This window comes from Pedobacter sp. UYP24 (assembly GCF_054057295.1).
Genome location: NZ_JBSRZD010000001.1, coordinates 176,599 through 196,199, shown reverse-complemented (window position 1 = coordinate 196,199; position 19,601 = coordinate 176,599). Strand labels below are relative to the sequence as shown.

The 19,601-nt window shown below is 37.3% G+C and carries 20 protein-coding genes; 15 read left to right on the top strand and 5 right to left on the bottom strand.

Features of this window, described 5'->3' with window-relative positions:
- Nucleotides 1-4: 4 nt before the first annotated feature.
- The 13 genes from ACVWYN_RS00890 to ACVWYN_RS00830 are packed head-to-tail and all read left to right on the top strand — an operon-like array spanning nt 5 to nt 12,244.
- Complete coding sequence (locus ACVWYN_RS00890; protein ID WP_457286933.1) at nt 5-1,009, top strand: 2Fe-2S iron-sulfur cluster-binding protein; 1,005 nt, start codon at nt 5-7, stop codon at nt 1,007-1,009.
- Nucleotides 1,009-2,046 carry an NADH-quinone oxidoreductase subunit NuoH gene (gene nuoH, locus ACVWYN_RS00885; protein ID WP_457286932.1) on the top strand — a complete coding sequence of 346 codons (1,038 nt, stop codon included), beginning with the start codon at nt 1,009-1,011 and terminating at the stop codon, nt 2,044-2,046. Before ACVWYN_RS00890 ends, nuoH begins: the two co-directional genes overlap by 1 nt.
- A 32-nt stretch (nt 2,047-2,078) precedes the next feature.
- Nucleotides 2,079-2,579, top strand: coding sequence for a NuoI/complex I 23 kDa subunit family protein (locus ACVWYN_RS00880; RefSeq protein ID WP_457286931.1), 501 nt, complete (start codon nt 2,079-2,081; stop codon nt 2,577-2,579).
- The gene (locus tag ACVWYN_RS00875; RefSeq protein WP_457286930.1) at nt 2,580-3,077 is read left to right on the top strand and encodes an NADH-quinone oxidoreductase subunit J family protein; all 498 of its coding nucleotides are present in this window, start codon (nt 2,580-2,582) and stop codon (nt 3,075-3,077) included.
- Nucleotides 3,077-3,406, top strand: coding sequence for an NADH-quinone oxidoreductase subunit NuoK (gene nuoK, locus ACVWYN_RS00870; RefSeq protein WP_457286929.1), 330 nt, complete (start codon nt 3,077-3,079; stop codon nt 3,404-3,406). Before ACVWYN_RS00875 ends, nuoK begins: the two co-directional genes overlap by 1 nt.
- A gap of 21 nt (nt 3,407-3,427) precedes the next feature.
- A complete protein-coding gene (nuoL, locus tag ACVWYN_RS00865) occupies nt 3,428-5,320 on the top strand; it encodes an NADH-quinone oxidoreductase subunit L (RefSeq protein ID WP_457287648.1) in 1,893 nt (630 codons plus the stop codon).
- Between the two features lie 21 nt (nt 5,321-5,341).
- Nucleotides 5,342-6,808 (top strand): complex I subunit 4 family protein, encoded by a 1,467-nt coding sequence (locus ACVWYN_RS00860; protein ID WP_457286928.1) that lies wholly within the window; start codon nt 5,342-5,344, stop codon nt 6,806-6,808.
- Nucleotides 6,809-6,812: 4 nt separating this feature from the next.
- Nucleotides 6,813-8,186: an NADH-quinone oxidoreductase subunit N gene (locus ACVWYN_RS00855; RefSeq protein ID WP_457286927.1), complete on the top strand. Its 1,374-nt coding sequence runs from the start codon at nt 6,813-6,815 to the stop codon at nt 8,184-8,186.
- Nucleotides 8,187-8,231: 45 nt separating this feature from the next.
- Nucleotides 8,232-8,873, top strand: a complete 642-nt coding sequence (locus ACVWYN_RS00850; RefSeq protein ID WP_457286926.1) for a DedA family protein — start codon at nt 8,232-8,234, stop codon at nt 8,871-8,873.
- A gap of 23 nt (nt 8,874-8,896) precedes the next feature.
- Complete coding sequence (locus ACVWYN_RS00845) at nt 8,897-9,442, top strand: inorganic diphosphatase (RefSeq protein WP_457286925.1); 546 nt, start codon at nt 8,897-8,899, stop codon at nt 9,440-9,442.
- A gap of 26 nt (nt 9,443-9,468) precedes the next feature.
- On the top strand, nt 9,469-10,872 hold the full coding sequence (locus ACVWYN_RS00840) for a hemolysin family protein (protein WP_457286924.1): 1,404 nt from the start codon (nt 9,469-9,471) through the stop codon (nt 10,870-10,872).
- 11 nt (nt 10,873-10,883) lie between these two features.
- Complete coding sequence (locus tag ACVWYN_RS00835) at nt 10,884-11,594, top strand: 16S rRNA (uracil(1498)-N(3))-methyltransferase (protein WP_457286923.1); 711 nt, start codon at nt 10,884-10,886, stop codon at nt 11,592-11,594.
- Nucleotides 11,591-12,244: a DUF4159 domain-containing protein gene (locus ACVWYN_RS00830; protein ID WP_457286922.1), complete on the top strand. Its 654-nt coding sequence runs from the start codon at nt 11,591-11,593 to the stop codon at nt 12,242-12,244. The genes ACVWYN_RS00835 and ACVWYN_RS00830 overlap by 4 nt, the downstream gene beginning before the upstream one ends.
- Before the next feature lie 240 nt (nt 12,245-12,484).
- Here ACVWYN_RS00830 and ACVWYN_RS00825 read toward each other — a convergent pair whose 3' ends face one another.
- Nucleotides 12,485-14,113 carry an SUMF1/EgtB/PvdO family nonheme iron enzyme gene (locus ACVWYN_RS00825; RefSeq protein ID WP_457286921.1) on the bottom strand — a complete coding sequence of 543 codons (1,629 nt, stop codon included), beginning with the start codon at nt 14,111-14,113 and terminating at the stop codon, nt 12,485-12,487.
- Between the two features lie 207 nt (nt 14,114-14,320).
- Here ACVWYN_RS00825 and porV point away from each other — a divergent pair, with 207 nt between their 5' ends.
- Together porV and ispF are read left to right on the top strand one after the other, a co-directional pair.
- Nucleotides 14,321-15,496, top strand: a complete 1,176-nt coding sequence (gene porV, locus ACVWYN_RS00820; RefSeq protein ID WP_457286920.1) for a type IX secretion system outer membrane channel protein PorV — start codon at nt 14,321-14,323, stop codon at nt 15,494-15,496.
- A 17-nt stretch (nt 15,497-15,513) separates the two neighbouring features.
- Nucleotides 15,514-15,993: a 2-C-methyl-D-erythritol 2,4-cyclodiphosphate synthase gene (gene ispF, locus ACVWYN_RS00815; RefSeq protein WP_457286919.1), complete on the top strand. Its 480-nt coding sequence runs from the start codon at nt 15,514-15,516 to the stop codon at nt 15,991-15,993.
- 59 nt (nt 15,994-16,052) lie between these two features.
- Here the strand turns inward: ispF and ACVWYN_RS00810 are convergent, their stop codons facing one another.
- The 4 genes from ACVWYN_RS00810 to ACVWYN_RS00795 all read right to left on the bottom strand — a co-directional run bounded on the left by ACVWYN_RS00810 (nt 16,053) and on the right by ACVWYN_RS00795 (nt 19,599).
- The gene (locus tag ACVWYN_RS00810) at nt 16,053-16,928 is read right to left on the bottom strand and encodes a pirin family protein (protein WP_457286918.1); all 876 of its coding nucleotides are present in this window, start codon (nt 16,926-16,928) and stop codon (nt 16,053-16,055) included.
- Nucleotides 16,929-16,966: 38 nt separating this feature from the next.
- Complete coding sequence (locus ACVWYN_RS00805) at nt 16,967-17,497, bottom strand: YceI family protein (RefSeq protein WP_457286917.1); 531 nt, start codon at nt 17,495-17,497, stop codon at nt 16,967-16,969.
- 97 nt (nt 17,498-17,594) lie between these two features.
- Complete coding sequence (locus ACVWYN_RS00800; protein ID WP_457286916.1) at nt 17,595-18,194, bottom strand: Crp/Fnr family transcriptional regulator; 600 nt, start codon at nt 18,192-18,194, stop codon at nt 17,595-17,597.
- Nucleotides 18,195-18,411: 217 nt separating this feature from the next.
- The gene (locus tag ACVWYN_RS00795) at nt 18,412-19,599 is read right to left on the bottom strand and encodes a hypothetical protein (RefSeq protein WP_457286915.1); all 1,188 of its coding nucleotides are present in this window, start codon (nt 19,597-19,599) and stop codon (nt 18,412-18,414) included.
- Nucleotides 19,600-19,601: the final 2 nt, after the last annotated feature.

Genomic DNA, 19,601 nt, shown 5'->3' with positions numbered 1-19,601 from the left:
CATCATGAGTGATAAAGTTAAGGTAACCATAGACGGGATAACAGTAGAGGTAGCTCCCGGTACTAGCATCTTAAATGCCGCGAGGCAGATAGGTGGGGATATTGTGCCGCCTGCTATGTGCTACTATAGTAAACTTGAAGGTAGTGGTGGAAAGTGCCGTACTTGTATAGTTAAGGTGAGCAAAGGGTCTGAAAAAGACCCAAGGCCTATGCCTAAATTAGTAGCATCATGCCGCACTACGGTAATGGATGGCATGGAAGTGCAGAACATAACCTCACCAGAAGTTATTGAAGCTAGAAGCGGTGTTGTTGAAATGCTCTTGATTAATCATCCGCTTGATTGCCCGGTTTGTGATCAGGCAGGAGAGTGCGATCTTCAAAATTTGAGCTACGAGCATGGTTTGCAAAAAACGCGTTATGAGTTTGAACGACGTACATTTGATCGTATAGATATTGGTGATAAAATTCAATTGCATATGAATAGGTGCATCTTGTGTTATCGTTGTGTGTTTACAGCAGATCAGATTACTAACAAGCGTGTTCACGGTATATTAAACAGAGGTGATCACTCAGAAATCTCGACTTATATACAAACTGCTGTAGACAATGATTTCTCTGGAAATGTAATAGATGTTTGTCCGGTTGGTGCATTAACTGATAAGACTTTTAGGTTTAGAAATAGGGTTTGGTTCACAAAACCAATTGATGCACATAGGGATTGCCCGACTTGTTCTGGTAAGGTAACCTTATGGTATAAGGGTGATGACGTTTTGAGGGTGACAGCAAGAAAAGATATTTATGGGGAAGTAGAGGAATTTATTTGCAATACTTGTCGTTTTGATAAAAAGAAAACAGTGGATTGGGTAATCGAGCACCCTACTCATATCAGTGATGCTTCTGTCATTGCTTCAAATCACTATGAGACTTTGAAGCCACTTCCTGTAATTCAAAATAACCCGCAATTACAACAGGCGAATAAAGTAGAACTAGAAAAAACAGCCAAATTCTAATGGATATAGCTTTTGTTATAGAAAAATTTATACTGGTTACAATTATTTTTGCAATTACTTTGGTGATTGCGATGTATTCAACTTACGCTGAGCGTAAGGTAGCTGCCTTTTTGCAAGACAGGCTTGGTCCTGATAGAGCAGGTCCATTCGGTATTTTGCAACCACTAGCAGATGGACTTAAAATGTTCATGAAGGAAGAAATTATTCCAACAAATGCGAGTAAGTGGTTATTTATGGTGGGTCCTGGTCTTGCCATGCTTACAGCATGCATTGGAACTGCTGTTATTCCTTGGGGAAGTCCCATATTGGTAAACAATAGAATAGTACCATTGCAGGTAACGGATATCAATGTTGGTATTTTGTATATTTTCGGTATTGTTTCCTTGGGTGTTTATGGAGTTATGATAGGTGGATGGGCTTCTAATAATAAATATTCATTGCTTAGTGCTATACGTGCTGCTTCTCAAAACATTAGCTATGAGATTGCAATGGGCCTTTCGATAATTGCTTTATTACTTGTGACAAATACCATGAGTTTGAAAGAGATTGTTGATCAGCAACATGGCTGGCATTGGAATGTATTATATCAGCCGCTTGGCTTTTTAATATTTATTATCTGTGCATTCGCTGAGACTAACCGTGCTCCATTTGATTTACCAGAGTGTGAAACAGAGCTAATTGGTGGTTATCATACGGAGTATTCTTCAATGAAATTGGGGTTTTATCTATTTGCAGAGTATATAAACATGTTTGTTTCATCTGCAGTAATGGCCACGCTTTATTTTGGAGGTTATAACTATCCTGGAATGGATTGGGTTTTAATTCATGCTGGCCCGATAATGGGACCTTTAATTGGAACTTTCGTGTTTTTTATTAAGATATTTGCATTTATATTTTTCTTTATGTGGGTGCGCTGGACTATTCCACGTTTCCGCTATGATCAGTTGATGCATTTGGGCTGGAAAGGATTAATTCCACTAGCTATAGCAAATATCATTATCACAGGAGTAGTGATTGCCATAATTGAAAAATTTTAACTATCCGCATTGCGGTATAATATGGAGGTTTAATGGAACCCTTAACCAGTAAGAAAAAAGTATTAGAGCAAAAGCCCCTTACGTTTGCAGAAAGGATGTATCTTCCTGCAATTGTAAAAGGGTTATCTATAACTATAAGTCATCTTTTTAAAAAGGAAGCAACTATAAGATATCCGGAGCAAGAACGTGAGTTTTCTACTAATTTCAGAGGGATGCACTCTCTTAAAAGAGATGAAAATGGGCGTGAGCGTTGTACTGCATGTGGACTCTGTGCGCTGTCATGCCCTGCTGAAGCGATTACCATGATTGCCGCTGAACGTAAGCCGGAAGAAAGGGAACTTTACAGAGAGGAGAAATATGCTGCAGTTTATGAGATCAATATGCTACGCTGTATCTTTTGTGGATTGTGTGAAGAGGCATGCCCTAAAGAAGCAATTTATCTAGACGGTCCTATAGTACCATCAGATTACTTGCGTAAAGATTTTATATATGGTAAGGATAAACTGGTTGAGCAACCATTAACAAATAAATAAATGGGAGTTTCAGTATTTTATTTCGTAGCAACATTGAGCGTTATTTTTTCTTTGATGGTGGTTTTTGCAAAGAATCCTGTGCATAGCGTGCTTTATCTCATTCTAACATTCTTTACCTTTACTGTCCATTACATTCTTTTAAATGCACAATTTTTGGCGGTAGTGAATTTTATAGTTTACATGGGCGCCATTATGGTGCTTTTCCTTTTTGTTTTGATGTTACTAAACTTAAATAAGGATAACGAACCTTTGAAGTCGAATATGATAAAAATAGTTGGGGTTATTGCTGGATGCTGCTTAGTGGTGACACTTATTGGCTCATTAAAAGCTACTTCAATGTCAGATCCTGTTATCTTAAGAAATCCTAATCTTGGGTTATTAAAAAATCTCGGGAAAGAGTTATTTGGACCATTTATGTTGCCATTTGAATTGTCTTCCATACTATTGCTTACAGCAATGGTAGGAGCCGTATTATTAACCAAAAAAGAAAAAGTATAGTGCAGAACATTACTCAGGAATTGCAAGGTGTACCACTTAACCACTATATCTGGTTAAGTGCAATTATTTTCACAATTGGTGTGGTAGGGGTATTGACTCGTCGCAATGCAATTGTGATTTTCATGTCAGTTGAATTGATGTTAAATGCAGTAAATCTGTTGTTGACTGCGTTTTCGGTTCATAGCAATGATCCATCAGGGCAAGTATTTGTATTTTTTATTATGGCTTTGGCGGCTGCAGAAGTTGCAGTAGGCTTAAGTATTATTGTAATGGTTTACAGGAATACACAATCAACGGATATCAATGTGTTAAATCGCCTTAAATGGTAATTAAGAATAAGTTATAAGATGATAATAGATTTAGTTTGGCTGGTTCCGTTAATACCTTTAATTGGCTTCATTATCAATGGTCTGGGAAGGAACAAATTCTCAAAAGGCCTGATAGGTTTTATAGGAAGCAGCGTAATATTCATTTCGTTTTTAATAAGCATTGGAATATTTTTTCAGCTTGGTGCCGATCCTGTTAAATCTCACGAAGTATTTCTATTCGACTGGATTTCGGCAGGTACCCTCAAAATACCCTTGTCATTCCTGGTAGATCCATTAAGTTCAATAATGTTGTTAATTATTACCGGAGTGGGGTTTCTTATCCATATTTACTCTACCGGTTATATGCATGATGATGAAGGATTTGGAAAATTTTTTAGTTATCTGAACCTATTTGTCTTTTTTATGTTGCTGTTGGTTCTTGGATCTAACTATATTGTGATGTTTATAGGATGGGAGGGTGTAGGGTTGTGTTCCTATCTCCTAATCGGATTCTGGTATACGAATAGTAGTTATGCTTCTGCCGCCAAGAAGGCCTTTGTAATGAATCGCATAGGAGACCTTGGGTTCTTATTAGGCGTTTTCTTCATCTATACAACTTTTGGAAGCATCGAATTCTCAAAAATATTTCCGCAAGCGGCAAATATGATGCCTGGAGATGGAACGATTACACTTATCGCTTTATTACTTTTCATTGGTGCATGTGGTAAATCTGCACAATTGCCATTATTTACCTGGTTGCCGGATGCAATGGCTGGACCGACGCCAGTTTCTGCCCTAATTCATGCTGCAACTATGGTAACAGCAGGTGTTTACATGATAGCACGTTCTAATGTCTTATTTGATTTGGCACCAATTGTTCAGCATATTATAGCGATTATTGGTTTATCTACTGCACTTATAGGGGCATTGATTGCGTTGACTCAGACAGACATAAAAAAGGTATTGGCATATTCAACCGTATCACAATTGGGTTATATGTTCCTGGGGCTTGGCGTTGGTGCTTACGATGGTGGGTTTTTTCATGTAATTACGCACGCATTTTTTAAAGCCCTATTGTTTCTTGGTGCTGGTTCGGTTATTCATGCTATGCATCACGAGCATGACATGAGGCAGATGGGCGGCCTGCGAAAAAAGCTTCCAATAACTTTTGTAACAATGCTTATAGGGACCTTGGCGATTTCCGGTTTACCACCTTTTTCTGGTTTCTTTTCAAAAGATGAAATCTTAGCCCATGTTTACGAACATAATAAAGTGATGTGGTTAATTGGTGTTGCGACTGCATTTTTAACTGCTTTCTATATGTTCAGGATGTTGTTCCTAACTTTTTTCGGGAAGTATAGAGGAACGCATCACGCTGAAGAGAAAATACACGAGTCTCCTAAATCAATGACCATTCCATTAATTGTTTTGGCAATTTTATCTGCATTTGGTGGCTTCATTGGGGTTCCGGAAGTGCTTGGTGGCCATCATTGGTTATCACAATGGCTTTCTCCTGTAATTGCTTATCATGCTGAAGGAGGGGACCATGCAACTGAATTTATGCTTATGGGCATTACGGTTGCTGGAGTTCTGATTTCCATAGTGCTTGCATATGGAAGGTATGTTAAGCATAATCATGTTCCTATAGCAGATGAGGCAAAACGGTCGTTTCTAGCAAATGTTTCTTATAACAAATTTTATGTTGACGAAATATATGATGCTATAATTCGTAAGCCACTTGATTTGCTTTCTACATTCTTCTATAAGATAGTTGATAACAAAATAATCGACGGTATTGTAAACGGATTGGGTTGGGGAACTTCCGAGGCAAGCAAGGGTTTAAGGCTTGTTCAGTCGGGAAATGTTGGTTTTTATATTTTTATGATGGTGATAGGAATCATCTCAATGTTATTGTATACTTATTTATCATTATAAAAGATAGTTCACTACAAAATAATGGAGCAACTTTTACTACTTCTTATATTCTTACCATTAGTCGGGGCACTGGTAACTATATTTTCCGGAAAGTCGGCTAAATATGTCGCTTTGATATCGGCGCTATCTTCTGTAGCTGTCACTGTTATTGTGCTTTGCAGTTTTAATCCTGATGCATCTACACAGTTTGTTTTAAATTATCCATGGATTCAGAATCTTGGGATAAGTTTTCATGCTGGTATTGACGGAATAAGCATTGTAACTATTTTATTGACCAATGCATTAATACCTTTGATTATATGTTCTGCTTATAATCACGAGTATAAAAATCCCTCCGCATTTTTTGCTTTAATACTTTTTATGCAAAGTGGGCTTATACTTGTATTTACAGCACTTGATGGCTTTCTCTTTTATATCGGTTGGGAGGCAGCATTAATTCCTATATACTTCATCTGTGCTATCTGGGGAGGAAAGGATCGTATAAAGGTGAATATGAAGTTTTTCGTATATACCATTGGCGGGTCGCTTTTCATGTTAATCGGCATTATATATTTATACCTTCAAAATCCTGCGCATAATTTCGATATTCAGTCATTTTATAGCCTCCGTTTAGACAGGAGTCAACAGGGGTGGATATTTTTGGCTTTCTTTATTGCGTTTGCGATTAAAATGCCAATTTTCCCTTTCCATACCTGGCAGCCTGATACTTATACCCAAGCCCCCGGTGCTGGTACGATGCTACTGTCCGGTATTATGCTAAAAATGGGTATTTATGGAGTAGTCAGATGGTTATTGCCTATAGTGCCGTTAGGAGTTCAAAATTGGGGGTATCTAGCTATCATCTTATCTATAGTTGGTATTGTATACGCTTCTATCATTGCGTTTATGCAAAAGGATGCGAAAAGATTGGTTGCATATTCTTCAATAGCACATGTTGGACTTATCAGTGCCGGTATCTTTGCAATAAATACTCAGGGAATGCAAGGTGCGATGATACAAATGCTTAGTCATGGAATTAATGTTGTTGGATTGTTCTTTGTCCTTGATATTATTTCAAGTAGAATGAAAACAAATAAAATAAGTGATTTGGGTGGTATTGCAAAGAAGGCACCGAAATTAGCTATAGTGTTTTTGATTATTATTCTAGGCACAGTTGCACTACCTGGAACAAATGGTTTTATCGGTGAGTTTTTGTTGTTGATGGGCGTTTATCAATACAGTATTTGGGCGGCTGTTTTTGCTGGTTTAACTATTATATTTGGGGCAGTTTACATGCTTAGAATGTATCAGAATGTGATGCTAGGTAAGACTAACGATCTAACTATTGGCTTTACCGATATTAAAGGATCAGAACAAATTGTTCTGTACATTATTTGTGCATTTGTTATTTTAATTGGTATTTACCCTAAACCAATTTTGCACTTATCTGAAGCAGCTGTTCAACAATTAATAAATCAAGTAACACAAAAATTAACATTGGGAATTTAAGCAAATGAATATCATTATAACAATTGCTATTACAGCTTTAGTGGTGCTATATGCTGGTTTGTATAAGGCAAAAAAGACTTTATTGCCGATAACCATCGTTGGCTTGCTTATCTCACTAGGTTTTGTAATTTCATCATGGAATGCTAATACATCCTATTATGGCATGATGCAGATGGATAACTTTGCTCTAGCATTTTCTGCAGTCAGCATCATTGGCACACTGTTTATCTTCTTGCTTACTCAAAACTATTTTACTGAAAACAGTGAAAATATAGCTGAGTACTTTACCCTGATCTTATTTTCACTTTCAGGAATTCTTATTATGGTTTCTTATCAGAATATGTCAATGCTTTTCATTGGTCTTGAAATCATGTCTGTCAGTCTATATATTTTGGCGGGTATCCGTAAAAATGATTTTGCGAGTAATGAAGCCTCTCTTAAGTATTTCCTTATGGGTGCATTTTCAACAGGCTTCCTTTTATTCGGCATAACCTTGATTTATGGTGCTACCGGTTCCTTCGATCTTCATACAATAAATCAATATCTGGTTGGTCATTATCATGATATTTCACCAATGTTCTATCCAGGTGTTATACTTTTATTGATTGGACTGAGCTTTAAAATAGGAGCTGCTCCATTTCATTTTTGGACACCAGATGTTTATGAAGGTGCGCCGACACTGGTTACATCATTTATGTCTACTGTAGTTAAAACCGCAGGTTTTGCATCATTCTTAAGATTATTTGCCGGAACATTTGCTCCATTACATGATTTCTGGCTTCCGCCACTAATGGTTATCGTTTGTTTGACTCTGTTAGTAGGAAATCTTACAGCATTGTTTCAAAGAAACTTTAAAAGAATGCTGGCCTATTCTAGTATCTCTCATGCTGGTTATCTTCTGTTTTCATTAATTACTTTATCAAGCAATTCTGCCAACAATGTTTTAGTGTATGCTTCGGCCTATACTTTTGCAAGTATTATAGCATTTGCGGTGTTAATATTAGTAAAGCAAAAGACTGGTAGTGACCATTTTGATAGTTTTAACGGGTTAGCAAAGCGTAATCCACTAACTTCATTTATACTTACAATAGCAATGTTATCCTTAGCTGGAATCCCACTTACTGCCGGATTTATAGGTAAGTATTTAATGTTTCTGAACGTTATGGGAGACTATCATGTTTACCTGGTAGCCTTTGCTATATTGAATGCATTGGTTGGTTTTTACTATTACTTTAAAGTCATCGCTGCTATGTACTTTAAAGATGGAAATGAGGTTGAACTTGATACGCCATTACAATATAAGATAGTGTTGTTGTTTTCTCTAATAATTACTATGTTTTTAGGTATTTATCCTGCTGTAATTTTAAATTTGATATAATGAGTTCTATTAATAATTATTTGTAGTTTTACGAATAATTGAAATATGCACAATTTCTGGACCTCATTACAACATTTCGTTGACCCTGAAAAATTACTCCGAGAAGGTGGTTTTTATGTTGTGATGTTCGTTATTTTTGCGGAAACGGGACTTTTCTTTGGCTTTTTTTTGCCTGGTGACTATCTTTTATTTCTTGCAGGAATGTTTGTCGCAACAGGCAAACTTGATGTTAATATATATGTAATGATTTTTGGGTTAATCGTATGTGCGGTTTCTGGCAATTTCACTGGTTACTGGTTCGGTCGGAAAACTGGCCCTATGCTTTATCAAAGGAAAGATTCATTTTTTTTTAAACTGAAATATTTGAAAGCCGCTGAGGAATATTATAATAAACAAGGGGCGTTTGCACTTATAATGGGAAGATTTGTTCCGATTGTTAGAACTTTTGCTCCAATTTTTGCTGGTGTTGTTAAACTCGACTTTAAGAAGTTTGCATTTTATAATATTATTGGTGGAATTTTGTGGATAAGCTCCCTAACTTTGCTTGGATTTTTCCTTGGCAGGAGATTTGAGAAGGAAATAAATGATTATTTATTATATATTATAGTAGGCTTTATAGTTGTTACTAGCATCCCTCTTCTAATAGCATTTGTTAGAAAAAAGGTGGTAAAGAACACTGATGAATAAAAGATTAACACTGAACAATTACAATGAGTAACTACGACACCCATCCTTGGCATAGCGTTTCTCCAGGAGAGAACTTACCTGAAATCGTTAATGCCATTATCGAAATTCCTAAAGGATCAAAAGCGAAATACGAAATTGACAAAGAATCTAATCTTATCAAGTTGGATAGGGTGCTGTTTTCTTCAGTAATGTATCCTGCGAATTATGGCTTTATACCACAAACTTACTGTGACGATAACGATCCTTTAGATATCCTAGTTCTATGTTCTGTTGATGTTTACCCAATGACAATCATCGAAGCGAAAGTTATTGGTGTGATGCATATGGTTGACAATGGTGAGCAGGATGATAAGATAATAGCTGTGGCAAAAAATGATATGTCTGTAAATTATATCAACGACCTAGCAGACCTTCCTCCTCATACGATGAAGGAAATAGTCAAATTCTTCCAGGATTACAAGGCCTTAGAAGAGAAGAAGGTAACTATCGAACATTTGCTAGGTGTAAGGTATGCGCACAAAGTAATACAAGAAAGCATTGAGCTTTACGATAAAAAATTTAGGAAATAACATTAATGATTTTCAACTCTGTTTGTATGTTTGTAATTGCGTCTATTAGCACGTACTTACCTTCATCAATTTTAGCAATTGCTGATGTAACCATTCCCCAGACTGGATCTGTGGGTTGGCGGTTGATTCTGGCTTTATTTCTGGTTCTACTCAATGGCTTTTTTGTAGCTGCAGAGTTCGCAATTGTTAAAGTGAGGGCATCTCAAATAGAGATTAAAGCTAAGTCTGGTAGCCGAGTAGGCAAGATGGCTAAGAATATTGTACATAATCTGGATGGATATCTGGCGGCAACGCAGCTCGGCATTACGCTAGCTTCTCTTGGTCTTGGTTGGGTTGGCGAAGAGGTAATGCATACCATTTTTCAAAATATGTTTATAAGCTTTAACTTAAATGTTAGTCCCGCGTTTATACATTCAGCTTCAACTGTTGTCGCTTTCTCATTAATCACAGTGATGCACATTGTTTTTGGAGAGCTCGCACCTAAATCTATAGCGATACAGAGGCCGGTGGCAACTACGCTTTTTGTGTCAGTCCCTTTGCAAATATTTTATGTTGTTTTTAGACCTTTTATCTGGACACTTAATAGTTTGGCTGCAGTAATTTTAAAGCCATTCGGAATTAATACTGCAGGTGGGCATGAATCTTTACACAGTAATGAGGAATTGCAATATTTGCTTGATCAAGGAAAGGAAAGCGGTGCGCTTGAAGATAATGAACACGAACTCATTAAAAACGTTTTTGATTTTAATGAACGTGTAGTAAAAAACATTATGGTTCCTAGAACCAAGATTTCGGGTATCGAACTGAATACATCTAAAGAAGAAGTGGTTGATATCATAATTGGCGAAGGTTATTCTCGTTTGCCAGTCTATAGTGAAATTATTGATAAAATTATCGGGATCGTTCATGCGAAAGATATACTTCCTCTTCTTGCTGGAAATAAAGAGTGGGCTCTGAGCGATATTATTAGAAAACCATATTTTGTTCCTGAAACCAAGAAGATCAACGATTTGTTAAGTGAGCTCCAACAAAAGAGGATCCAGATTGCGATAGTCATTGACGAGTTTGGAGGTACAGCTGGTATGGTCACACTTGAAGATATTGTTGAAGAGATTGTAGGTGAAATACAGGATGAATATGATGAGGAAAAACCGACAGTAGAAAAGGTATCCGAAACAGAGTTCATTATTAATGCTTATGCAACTGTATATGACGTGAATGAGCACTTACCACATGACCTTCCTGAAGATGAAGATTTTGATACCGTTGGCGGTCTTGTTTCTCATGCATTTGGAAAGATACCTGAGGTTGGCGACAGTGAAGAATGTTACGGTTATCTATTTACAATACTTAAAAAAACAGAACAAAATGTTGAGACTATTAAGCTAGAACTGGTCATCAGTAAGGCTGATATGGTTGATTCTCATTAATATCTTTTATAATGCATGTATTCTATACTCCGGATATTGATTCAAGTGAGTATTCCTTAAGTGAAGAGGAAAGTAAGCATTGTACAAAAGTCTTAAGGCTCCAGAAAGGTGCTTTTATTCATTTAATAGACGGTAAGGGTGGGCTTTACAAAGCTGAACTTATTGAGGAGCATAAGAAGCGAGTAACTGTTAAAATTATAAATGTTATTCTAGAATATAATAAAAGAGACTACTATCTTCATATCGCCATTGCACCAACAAAGAATATGGATCGTTTGGAGTGGTTTCTTGAAAAAGCAACTGAGATTGGAATAGATGAAATTACTATGGTCATTTGTGCCAGAAGTGAGCGGAGAGCAACCAAAGAAGATCGACTAAACAAAGTGGTCACATCTGCTGTTAAGCAGTCCCTGCAGGCCTATCATCCAAAAGTTAATCAGGACGTTAGCTTGTTAGAGTTTCTAAAATGCGAAAACCAAGCGTCCTCAGTAAAATTTATTGCTCACTGTCTTGACAATGAACCTAGAAATTACCTTTCTGATATCAGTGTTCCTGAAAAAAAGTATACAATTTTAATTGGTCCTGAAGGTGATTTTAGTCCAAGTGAAATTGAATTGGCTTTGCATTTTGGTTTTAAACCGCTAACTTTAGGTAACACCCGGTTACGTACTGAAACTGCTGGCATTGCTGCTTGTTTCGAGGTGAATTATTTGAATAGATGAGGTTATACACTTTTTTTTTAGTAACAATTACCTTCTTTAGTAGCTTCATTAAGCCTACTTACAAGATGGCAAAATTGAAATACAGTGGCGGTGGAGATTGGTATGCTAACCGAACATCTTTGCCAAATCTTATTGATTTTTGTAATAGGAATTTACGTACCAATTTTGCTGGTGAAGATGACATAGTAGAAATTGGAAGTGCAACACTTTTCAATTACCCATTTGTATACCTTACGGGCCATGGGAATGTGGTATTCAGTAATGCTGAGGCAGCGAATCTAAGGCGTTACTTAATTGGGGGGGGATTCCTTCATATAGATGATAATTATGGGTTGGATAAATTTATTCGCAAAGAAATGAAAAAGGTATTTCCAGAACTTACTTTCCTTGAACTTCCAACAAACCATATTATCTATAACCAAAAATTTAAATTCCCTAATGGACTCCCTAAAATTCATGAACATAACGGGAAGCCTCCACAAGGTTTTGCTCTAATATGGCAGGGACGTGTAGTTTGTTATTACACATTTGAGTGCGATTTAGGTAACGGCTGGGAGGATTATGGAACTTATCCGGGGGATACTCAGGAAAGCCGTTTAAACGCCTTAAAAATGGGCGCGAATCTTATTCAGTATGTGCTAACTCAATAGAGAACTCATGAAGGCGAAAATAAATGGAGTGTATGAACATAAAGAGAATCCGATATCGCCATCATTATTGATTTCCTAATAGCTTAAGGTAAGTGATATAATATTAATTTCGTTTCAAAATGTACTTATGAAGGTTATCTGAAGTAAGAGTAAATCGGACTATGCCATATACAAAACTCTTATCCAATTTTTTTAGATAGAAAGAATCTTGTGAACCTTCTGATTAATGAACATTAAAAATTATCTTTTCTTGCTGTTATACCTTATAGGTGGTTTAATCTTGAATTGTGGTTTTCCAGACGAACGGATTTCTGATGCACCAAGCATCGTCATCGCACAACGGAATCCAATATCAGCTGTTGATTCGTCCTGCTGTAAATACCTTCTTGTTGCAGGATTAAGCCATAAAGCCTGATCGTCCCAGGAGCCCCCTTTGTATACTCTTGATTTATCATTAACTAATGTGATCTCGCCATATAAATCACCTGCAGGATCACGATATCCTCTCTGATCTGCAAAGGTTGTTTTCAAAGAATCTGCAGATTTACTAGCGGCTGCTTGTTTTTCTGCCCATGTTTGTTTCTTTTGAGATTGGGCAGCGACCATTACAGGTCTGTTGCGACTGTCTTTCTCTATTTTCCCTGTTATAGGGTCAGCAATCTTCTTGTCTTCATAAAAGTTACCCCTAAATGGATTAAAAGCATCTGCAGCTTCAAATGTATTTACCCTATAGACATCAGCTACCCATTCGTTAACATTACCGGCCATATTGTATAAGCCAAAATCATTTGGTAAATAGGATCTTACAGCAACGGTTAGTCCACCCTTATCATTTAAGGATCCACCTACACCCATATAGTCGCCTTTTGTTCTCTTAAAATTCGCTAACATCAATCCCCTAGTTTTTTTCTTTGCAGAGCTTAAGCCAAGGCCATTCCATGGATATATTTTATTTTGGGCAATATTTTCATATTCTGTATTACCAATAAGACCCAATGCTGCATATTCCCATTCCGCCTCGGTCGGCAAGCGGAAAGGTTGTTTTAAAATGCCATCTTCCAATCTAACATTCCTAGAAGCTGTATTTTTTCCTGAGGCACCAGCAGTCCCTAGTCCTGCGGCTACAGCAGTGTTTCTGGGGTTAAGGTCAGGCAACGCTTTTTTTCCCTTATCATCATATTGACCATTAAGGTAAATGTCAGTGTTAAAAGGCTCTTTCGGTCTAGTTGTACTTGCAGAAGCTGGATTAGTGGCTGAGCTTACATTGCCTTTGTTGGTGCCATTTAGATCTTGAAAACTAGTCATATATCCTTGATCTCTTAGCAATGCTTCGTTAACACGATCAGTTCTCCATGCACAATATCTGTCCGCCTGTTCCCATGAAACACCTACTACCGGGTAATCCTGATAAGCAGGGTGCCTAAGATAATTGTCTACATAAGGCTCATTATAAGACAATGGTCGTCTCCAAACTAATGTATCAGGGAGTTCATTATAGTAATATTCGTAGTCGGTAGGATAATTTGTTCTTATCCAATTTAAGTATTCCAGCCAATTGGTATTAGACACTTCTGTTTCGTCCATGTAAAATGAAGAAACAGTAGTTTCCCTTTTACGGTTATAAGTGCTTAGTTCTTGCCCTGGAGTGTTAATTGCGCTTCCACTCATTACAAATACACCACCTTCAATTTCTACCAATCCAGGGCCGGGTCCGCGCTTAAACTTGTTGTTAACTTCAAATCCCCCATACTCCTTTTTATTATAGGCCATTCCGGTTTTATCTGAAATGCCTTTCGGCTGTTTACAAGACATAAAGGAAATTGCGATAATTAAAAGTGAGGCAGATGAATATAAGATCTTTTTTTCCATGGCTTACTAATCGTCAAACTAAGTTTAAAATTACATAAAAAATAGCGTACGAGCCAAAAAAACTTTAATAATAGCCCTTGCGTGGTACTTTTTAGCCGCTTTGTTTTCTAATCCAGAACCAAAAATTTACAGCTCCTAAACGTACTTCTTTGAAATTACTCTCTACTATGCTAACTTGCGTGCAATAATGTTAATTATTGCACGCAGATGAGCTATAAAAATTTGTTAAAGACTGTTTTGGGCTTTTTTTTGATTACAGTTTCTAACGGATTGTCTGCACAGTCTGTGCAGCCTGCTACACTAACTACAGGAAGCAAACCGAACAATATAGTTGCTGCGGTACCTTTTTTGTTAATTACACCAGATGCCAGATCAGGTGGTATGGGGAATGCAGGAGTAGCAATTCATCCTGATGCAAATGCCATGAGTATCAATCCTGCTAAGCTTGCCTTTCTTGATAAAAAGTATGGCTTCGCCGCATCGTATAGCCCATGGCTTAAAAGCTTAGTCCCTGACATTAACTTGGGTTATCTAAGTGGTTATTATATGCTTGATGAGACGAATACCATTGGTGGGTCTTTGCGTTATTTCTCACTTGGAGAAATTCAGTTTATAGATGTGAATCAACAGGATCTTGGTATTTATAGTCCTAATGAACTGGCCGTCGATTTCACTTATGCAAAGCGATTTGGTGATTCCTTTTCAATAGGGACCTCGCTGCGTTATATTTATTCAAACCTATCTTCCGGGCAAACCACTCAGGGCCAGCAAACAGGTGCCGGTAGTGCAGTTGCGGTTGATGTTTCTGCTTATTACAAAACAAATTCAGTGTTATTTGGAAAAGATGCCATTATATCGGCCGGTGGTAATATATCAAATATAGGAACTAAAATTGGGTACACGGCCAGCGCTGTAAAGAGTTTTTTACCAACAAATCTTAAGTTGGGCGCTGCAACTACTTTTTTAGTAGACGATTATAGTACATTTACATTTGCGTTGGATCTAAATAAATTGTTGGTTCCTACACAACCCATATACAGCAGTAACGGCAATATACTTTCAGGCAAAGATCCTAATCGATCTGTTCCAGCGGGTATATTCGGGTCTTTTACTGATGCGCCGGGAGGTTTTAGTGAAGAATTGAGGGAAGTAAATATCGCTGCCGGTGTAGAATATTGGTATAATCAGCAGTTTGCACTTCGCGCAGGTTATTTTTATGAGAACCCAACAAAGGGTGATCAGCGTTACTTAACACTAGGCGCAGGCCTTAAGTACAACGTTTTTAACATTGACTTTTCTTATTTAATAGCCAATCCACAAAAAAGCCCGCTTGCAAATACCTTGCGGTTCACATTGCTTTTTAACTTTGGCGATTCCATGTAAATTAACACAAAACAATTATGAAAATTAAGGTAGGCTTTGGCTTTGATGTACATCAGCTTAAAGACGCACACCCATTTATTATGGGTGGTGTTAATTTGGGTCATTCCAAAGGGGCCTACGGGCACTCAGACGCCGATGTATTACTGCATGCCATTTGTGACGCGCTTCTTGGCGCAGCTAATCTAAGAGATATTGGCTTTCACTTTAAGAATACAGACCAAAAATGGAAAGGAATAAGTAGCTTAATCTTGTTGCAAGAAAGTGTAAAGCTTATAAAAGATAAGGGATGGGAAATAGGAAACATTGACGCAATGATATGCCTTGAAGCACCAAAAATAAATCCTCATATCCCGGCTATGCAAAAAAACATTGCAGAAGCCATAGAAATCTCTGTTGATGACATTTCAATTAAAGCTACAACTAACGAGCAAATGGGATTTGTTGGAAGAGAAGAAGGTGTAGTAGCTTATGCAGTTTGCTTAATACAGAAACAATAAAAAGGGGCCAGAGTTTCTCTCAACACTCCAGCCCTTACTTATAAAAAAACACTAGGGATCTAGTCTTCAAGATAACCGAATTTTCCTTGGTTAAAATCGCTGATTGCTACTTGAATCTCCTCTTGGCTATTCATTAAGAATGGGCCATATTGGGCAATCGATTCGTTTATTGGTTCTCCACTCAAAACCAGGATCACTGAACTTTCCAGTGCTTCAACCTGTATTTCATCCCCGTCATTGTTGAAATGAACAAATTGATCGGTTAGGGCAACTTCTTCCCCGTTTATTAGCACCCCCCCTTCAATAATCACAAACCCAGTATTAAAATTTTCAGGAAGCCTAAAAGTAGTTTTAGCACCTTTATTTAGCCTTGCATTGTAAAGGTGCAGTGGAGAAAAGGTACTGGCAGAACCTTTAATTCCTTCATACTCCCCTGCAATAATTTGTATTACACCAGCTCCGTCAGGCAAGTTATATTTTGCCATTGCAGTATTTTTAATATCCTGATACTTAGGGCGACTCATTTTATCTTTCGCAGGCAAATTTACCCAAAGCTGTACCATTTGGAAATCTCCGCCGGTAAGGCTAAATTTCTGCTCGTGATATTCTTTATGCAAAATGCCACTTGCTGCAGTCATCCATTGTACGTCACCAGGATAAATAACCCCGCTGTTACCAGCGCTATCATGATGTGATACCGCTCCTTGATAAGCTATTGTAACAGTCTCAAAGCCGCGGTGTGGATGCACACCCACACCTCTAGGTTCATTTCTTGCTGAAAAGTTAATCTTTGCATTATAATCCAGCAAGAAAAATGGGCTCATTTTTATTTTATAACCACTGGGAAAAAAATTATGAACCATAAATCCATCCCCCACCATATGTGGTGCCGGCGCTTTCAGTACTGCCGAGACCGTCTTAATTTTTGCTTCCATTTTGTCTCCTTTCTTTTTGACTGGATGCTTATTGTTTTTTAGGCTTGTTTTACAAACTGCAATTCGCCTGCTAATTTTACTTCTTCACTTACCATTACACCACCTGTTTCCAAAGCTGCATTCCAAGATAGCCCAAAATCAGTTCTATTGATTTTACCTGATAATGTAAATCCAGCCTTCGTGTTTCCCCATGGATCTGTTGCTATTCCACCAAATTCCACGTTTAATTTAACAGGTTTAGTTGTTCCTTTTACTGTTAAATCACCACTCAATAAATAATCTCCGCCATCTTTCTTGAAAGATGTAGATGTAAAGCTGATTTTAGGGTAAGTTTCTGCGTCAAAGAAATCACCGCTAATCAAGTGGTTGTCCCTGTCTTTGTTGCCCGTATCAATTGAACCGGTTTCTGCTTCAAATGTTATTTTAGCATCTTCAAAATCTTCTGATTCTGAAGTAAGGGTAGCGCTGATTACATTCAGGCTTCCGGTTACAGTAGTGATCATCAAATGTTTTACTTTAAACTGAAGTTCACTGTGGGTTGGGTCTAAAGACCAATTAGTAGTTGCCATAATATTATTTTTTTGTATTTATCAAAATTATGATACAAATGTACCGTCGTAAAACGGTAGACACATTGACCTATGTTAAGAAAGTAATAGAAATATTCTAAATGCGAAAATGCTTGTGAGCCAAATCTTTACGCACTCGACTTAAAGACTCTGGTGTAATGCCAAGGTAAGAGGCAATCATCCATTGAGGAACTCTAAGTGTGAGGTTAGGATATAAAGTAATAAAATTTAAATATCTCTCCTCGGCTGTCGCACTCAGGAGCATATTTATGCGCTTTTGCATAAATCGGATAGAATTATTGAGCATGTTGTGGTTCAAGTCATGCAAACATGGCACATGTTTGGCAGATTCATTCATGAAATCCTTATGGACAAGCACTGCTCTAGTTGGCTCAATGGCATCTATAAAGAAATCAGAGGCCTCATTAAATAGCATTCCATTACGCTCGCTTAACCACCACTGCTCCGGAGCGAATTGTATAATATGTGTTTTACCTTTATTATCAATAGAGTAGCTCCTCATTAAACCACTCAAAATAAAATATCCGTTGGCAGAAGTATCACCCTTCATTAGGATCATTTCGTTTTTCTCGAAAGTTTTAATCTTTAGTCTATCAGATATTAGTGCAAATTGTTCGTCCGTAATCGCTACTTTATTTTGAAGGTAGGTTTTAAAGGTTTCGAGCAAAGGATCCATTTACAAAAACTATTTCTTTTCAGAATTGATTTTAGAAAAATCAACACCACATTTGCAACTACCACCACAAGCACCATTTTTTGGAAATATTGAACGATAAACCATACGACCAAAATATGTTAATGCAGTGATAAACAAGATAATTACCAGAATGGTTTGAATGTCCATATACAAAAATAGCAAAATTCAAGTGCTAGGCAGTCTGCAAAATGTAAATTTAACCTTCCATTAAACCTACTGTTCCTCCTACCCAATCGAAGTCTTTATTATATCTTACCCCAATCATTTTTCCCCTACTTAAACGCGCTAGGTTAATGCAAAGTTTAGGTTCTTCATTGTCAGGCCACAGATACATCAGTCGTATTTCTACTTTAACGCCTCCTTTAGGAGATTTTACTACAGGTTCATAGTTTACTTTGCGTTGTAAAATCCAGTTTTTAGGATCAATAATCGCTAAAATATCTTCCAATTTTACGTCAATAACAACACCCATACCTGCAAAGGAAAACAAAGGTTTTAATACGTAATTCTCCAGGTCCTTTGGAATGATCGTCAGTTCATTCAAAAAATGAGTTTCGGGTACAAATTCACTTTTGAGAAAAGGCATGGTAAATTTACTTATTCGATAGAACCAGTTAGGGTGGGTTACCCATTCAATGTCAAGTTCATCCCTTGGGTCAAAGCTTTCTTTGAACAGATCAGTTTTTTCAGCTACTTCATCAAATATCAAGCGATTATACAGGCGTTTCAATTTAATTTTCTCATTATTTTCCAGATAGAATAATGAATTGCCCTCCTTAAAAATATCGGTAAGAGCTAATATTTTAATCCCTAAATATTTCTGTGTTAAATAGAAATCAATAGCTGTTTTTTGATCTTGGGCATCAACATCCATAAGCGCTACCTCATGTGGTTTATGGTTGCCCAAAATTACCTTTTTAAGTAATGCGACATAAGATTCCTCATTATAGCTGCCAAAAAAAGGAGTAAGGTTTGTCGCTAGTCCGTAGGAATTAATGTATTGCTGAGCCATATGGAGCTGTAATCCATACAAAGAAGGGAAGCCCTGCATTTCTATTAATTTTGGTGTCAGCTTACCCCCCTCGTCCTTACAAATGCCAAAATCGAAAGTTAGGAAGTGCGGGTGATCATTCTCGCTGGGTACGTTCCAATCTAAAGGAATTGCACGCTCAGTGAGTTTTTTAAAATCATCCTTCTTAATTAGGCTGATAATCTCTTCACCTGCCTCAGTAAGTTTCTGCTGCAAATCTGCAGGAATGAATACAGGTGTTTCCGCTACCCTGAAAGGTATTTCGGGATAACCTTTTTGCAAGCCAGCCAAAAATTCCTTGTATTTTACATCTGAGTAATTGCTATTAAAAGCTTCGCGGTATTTGATAATCATAG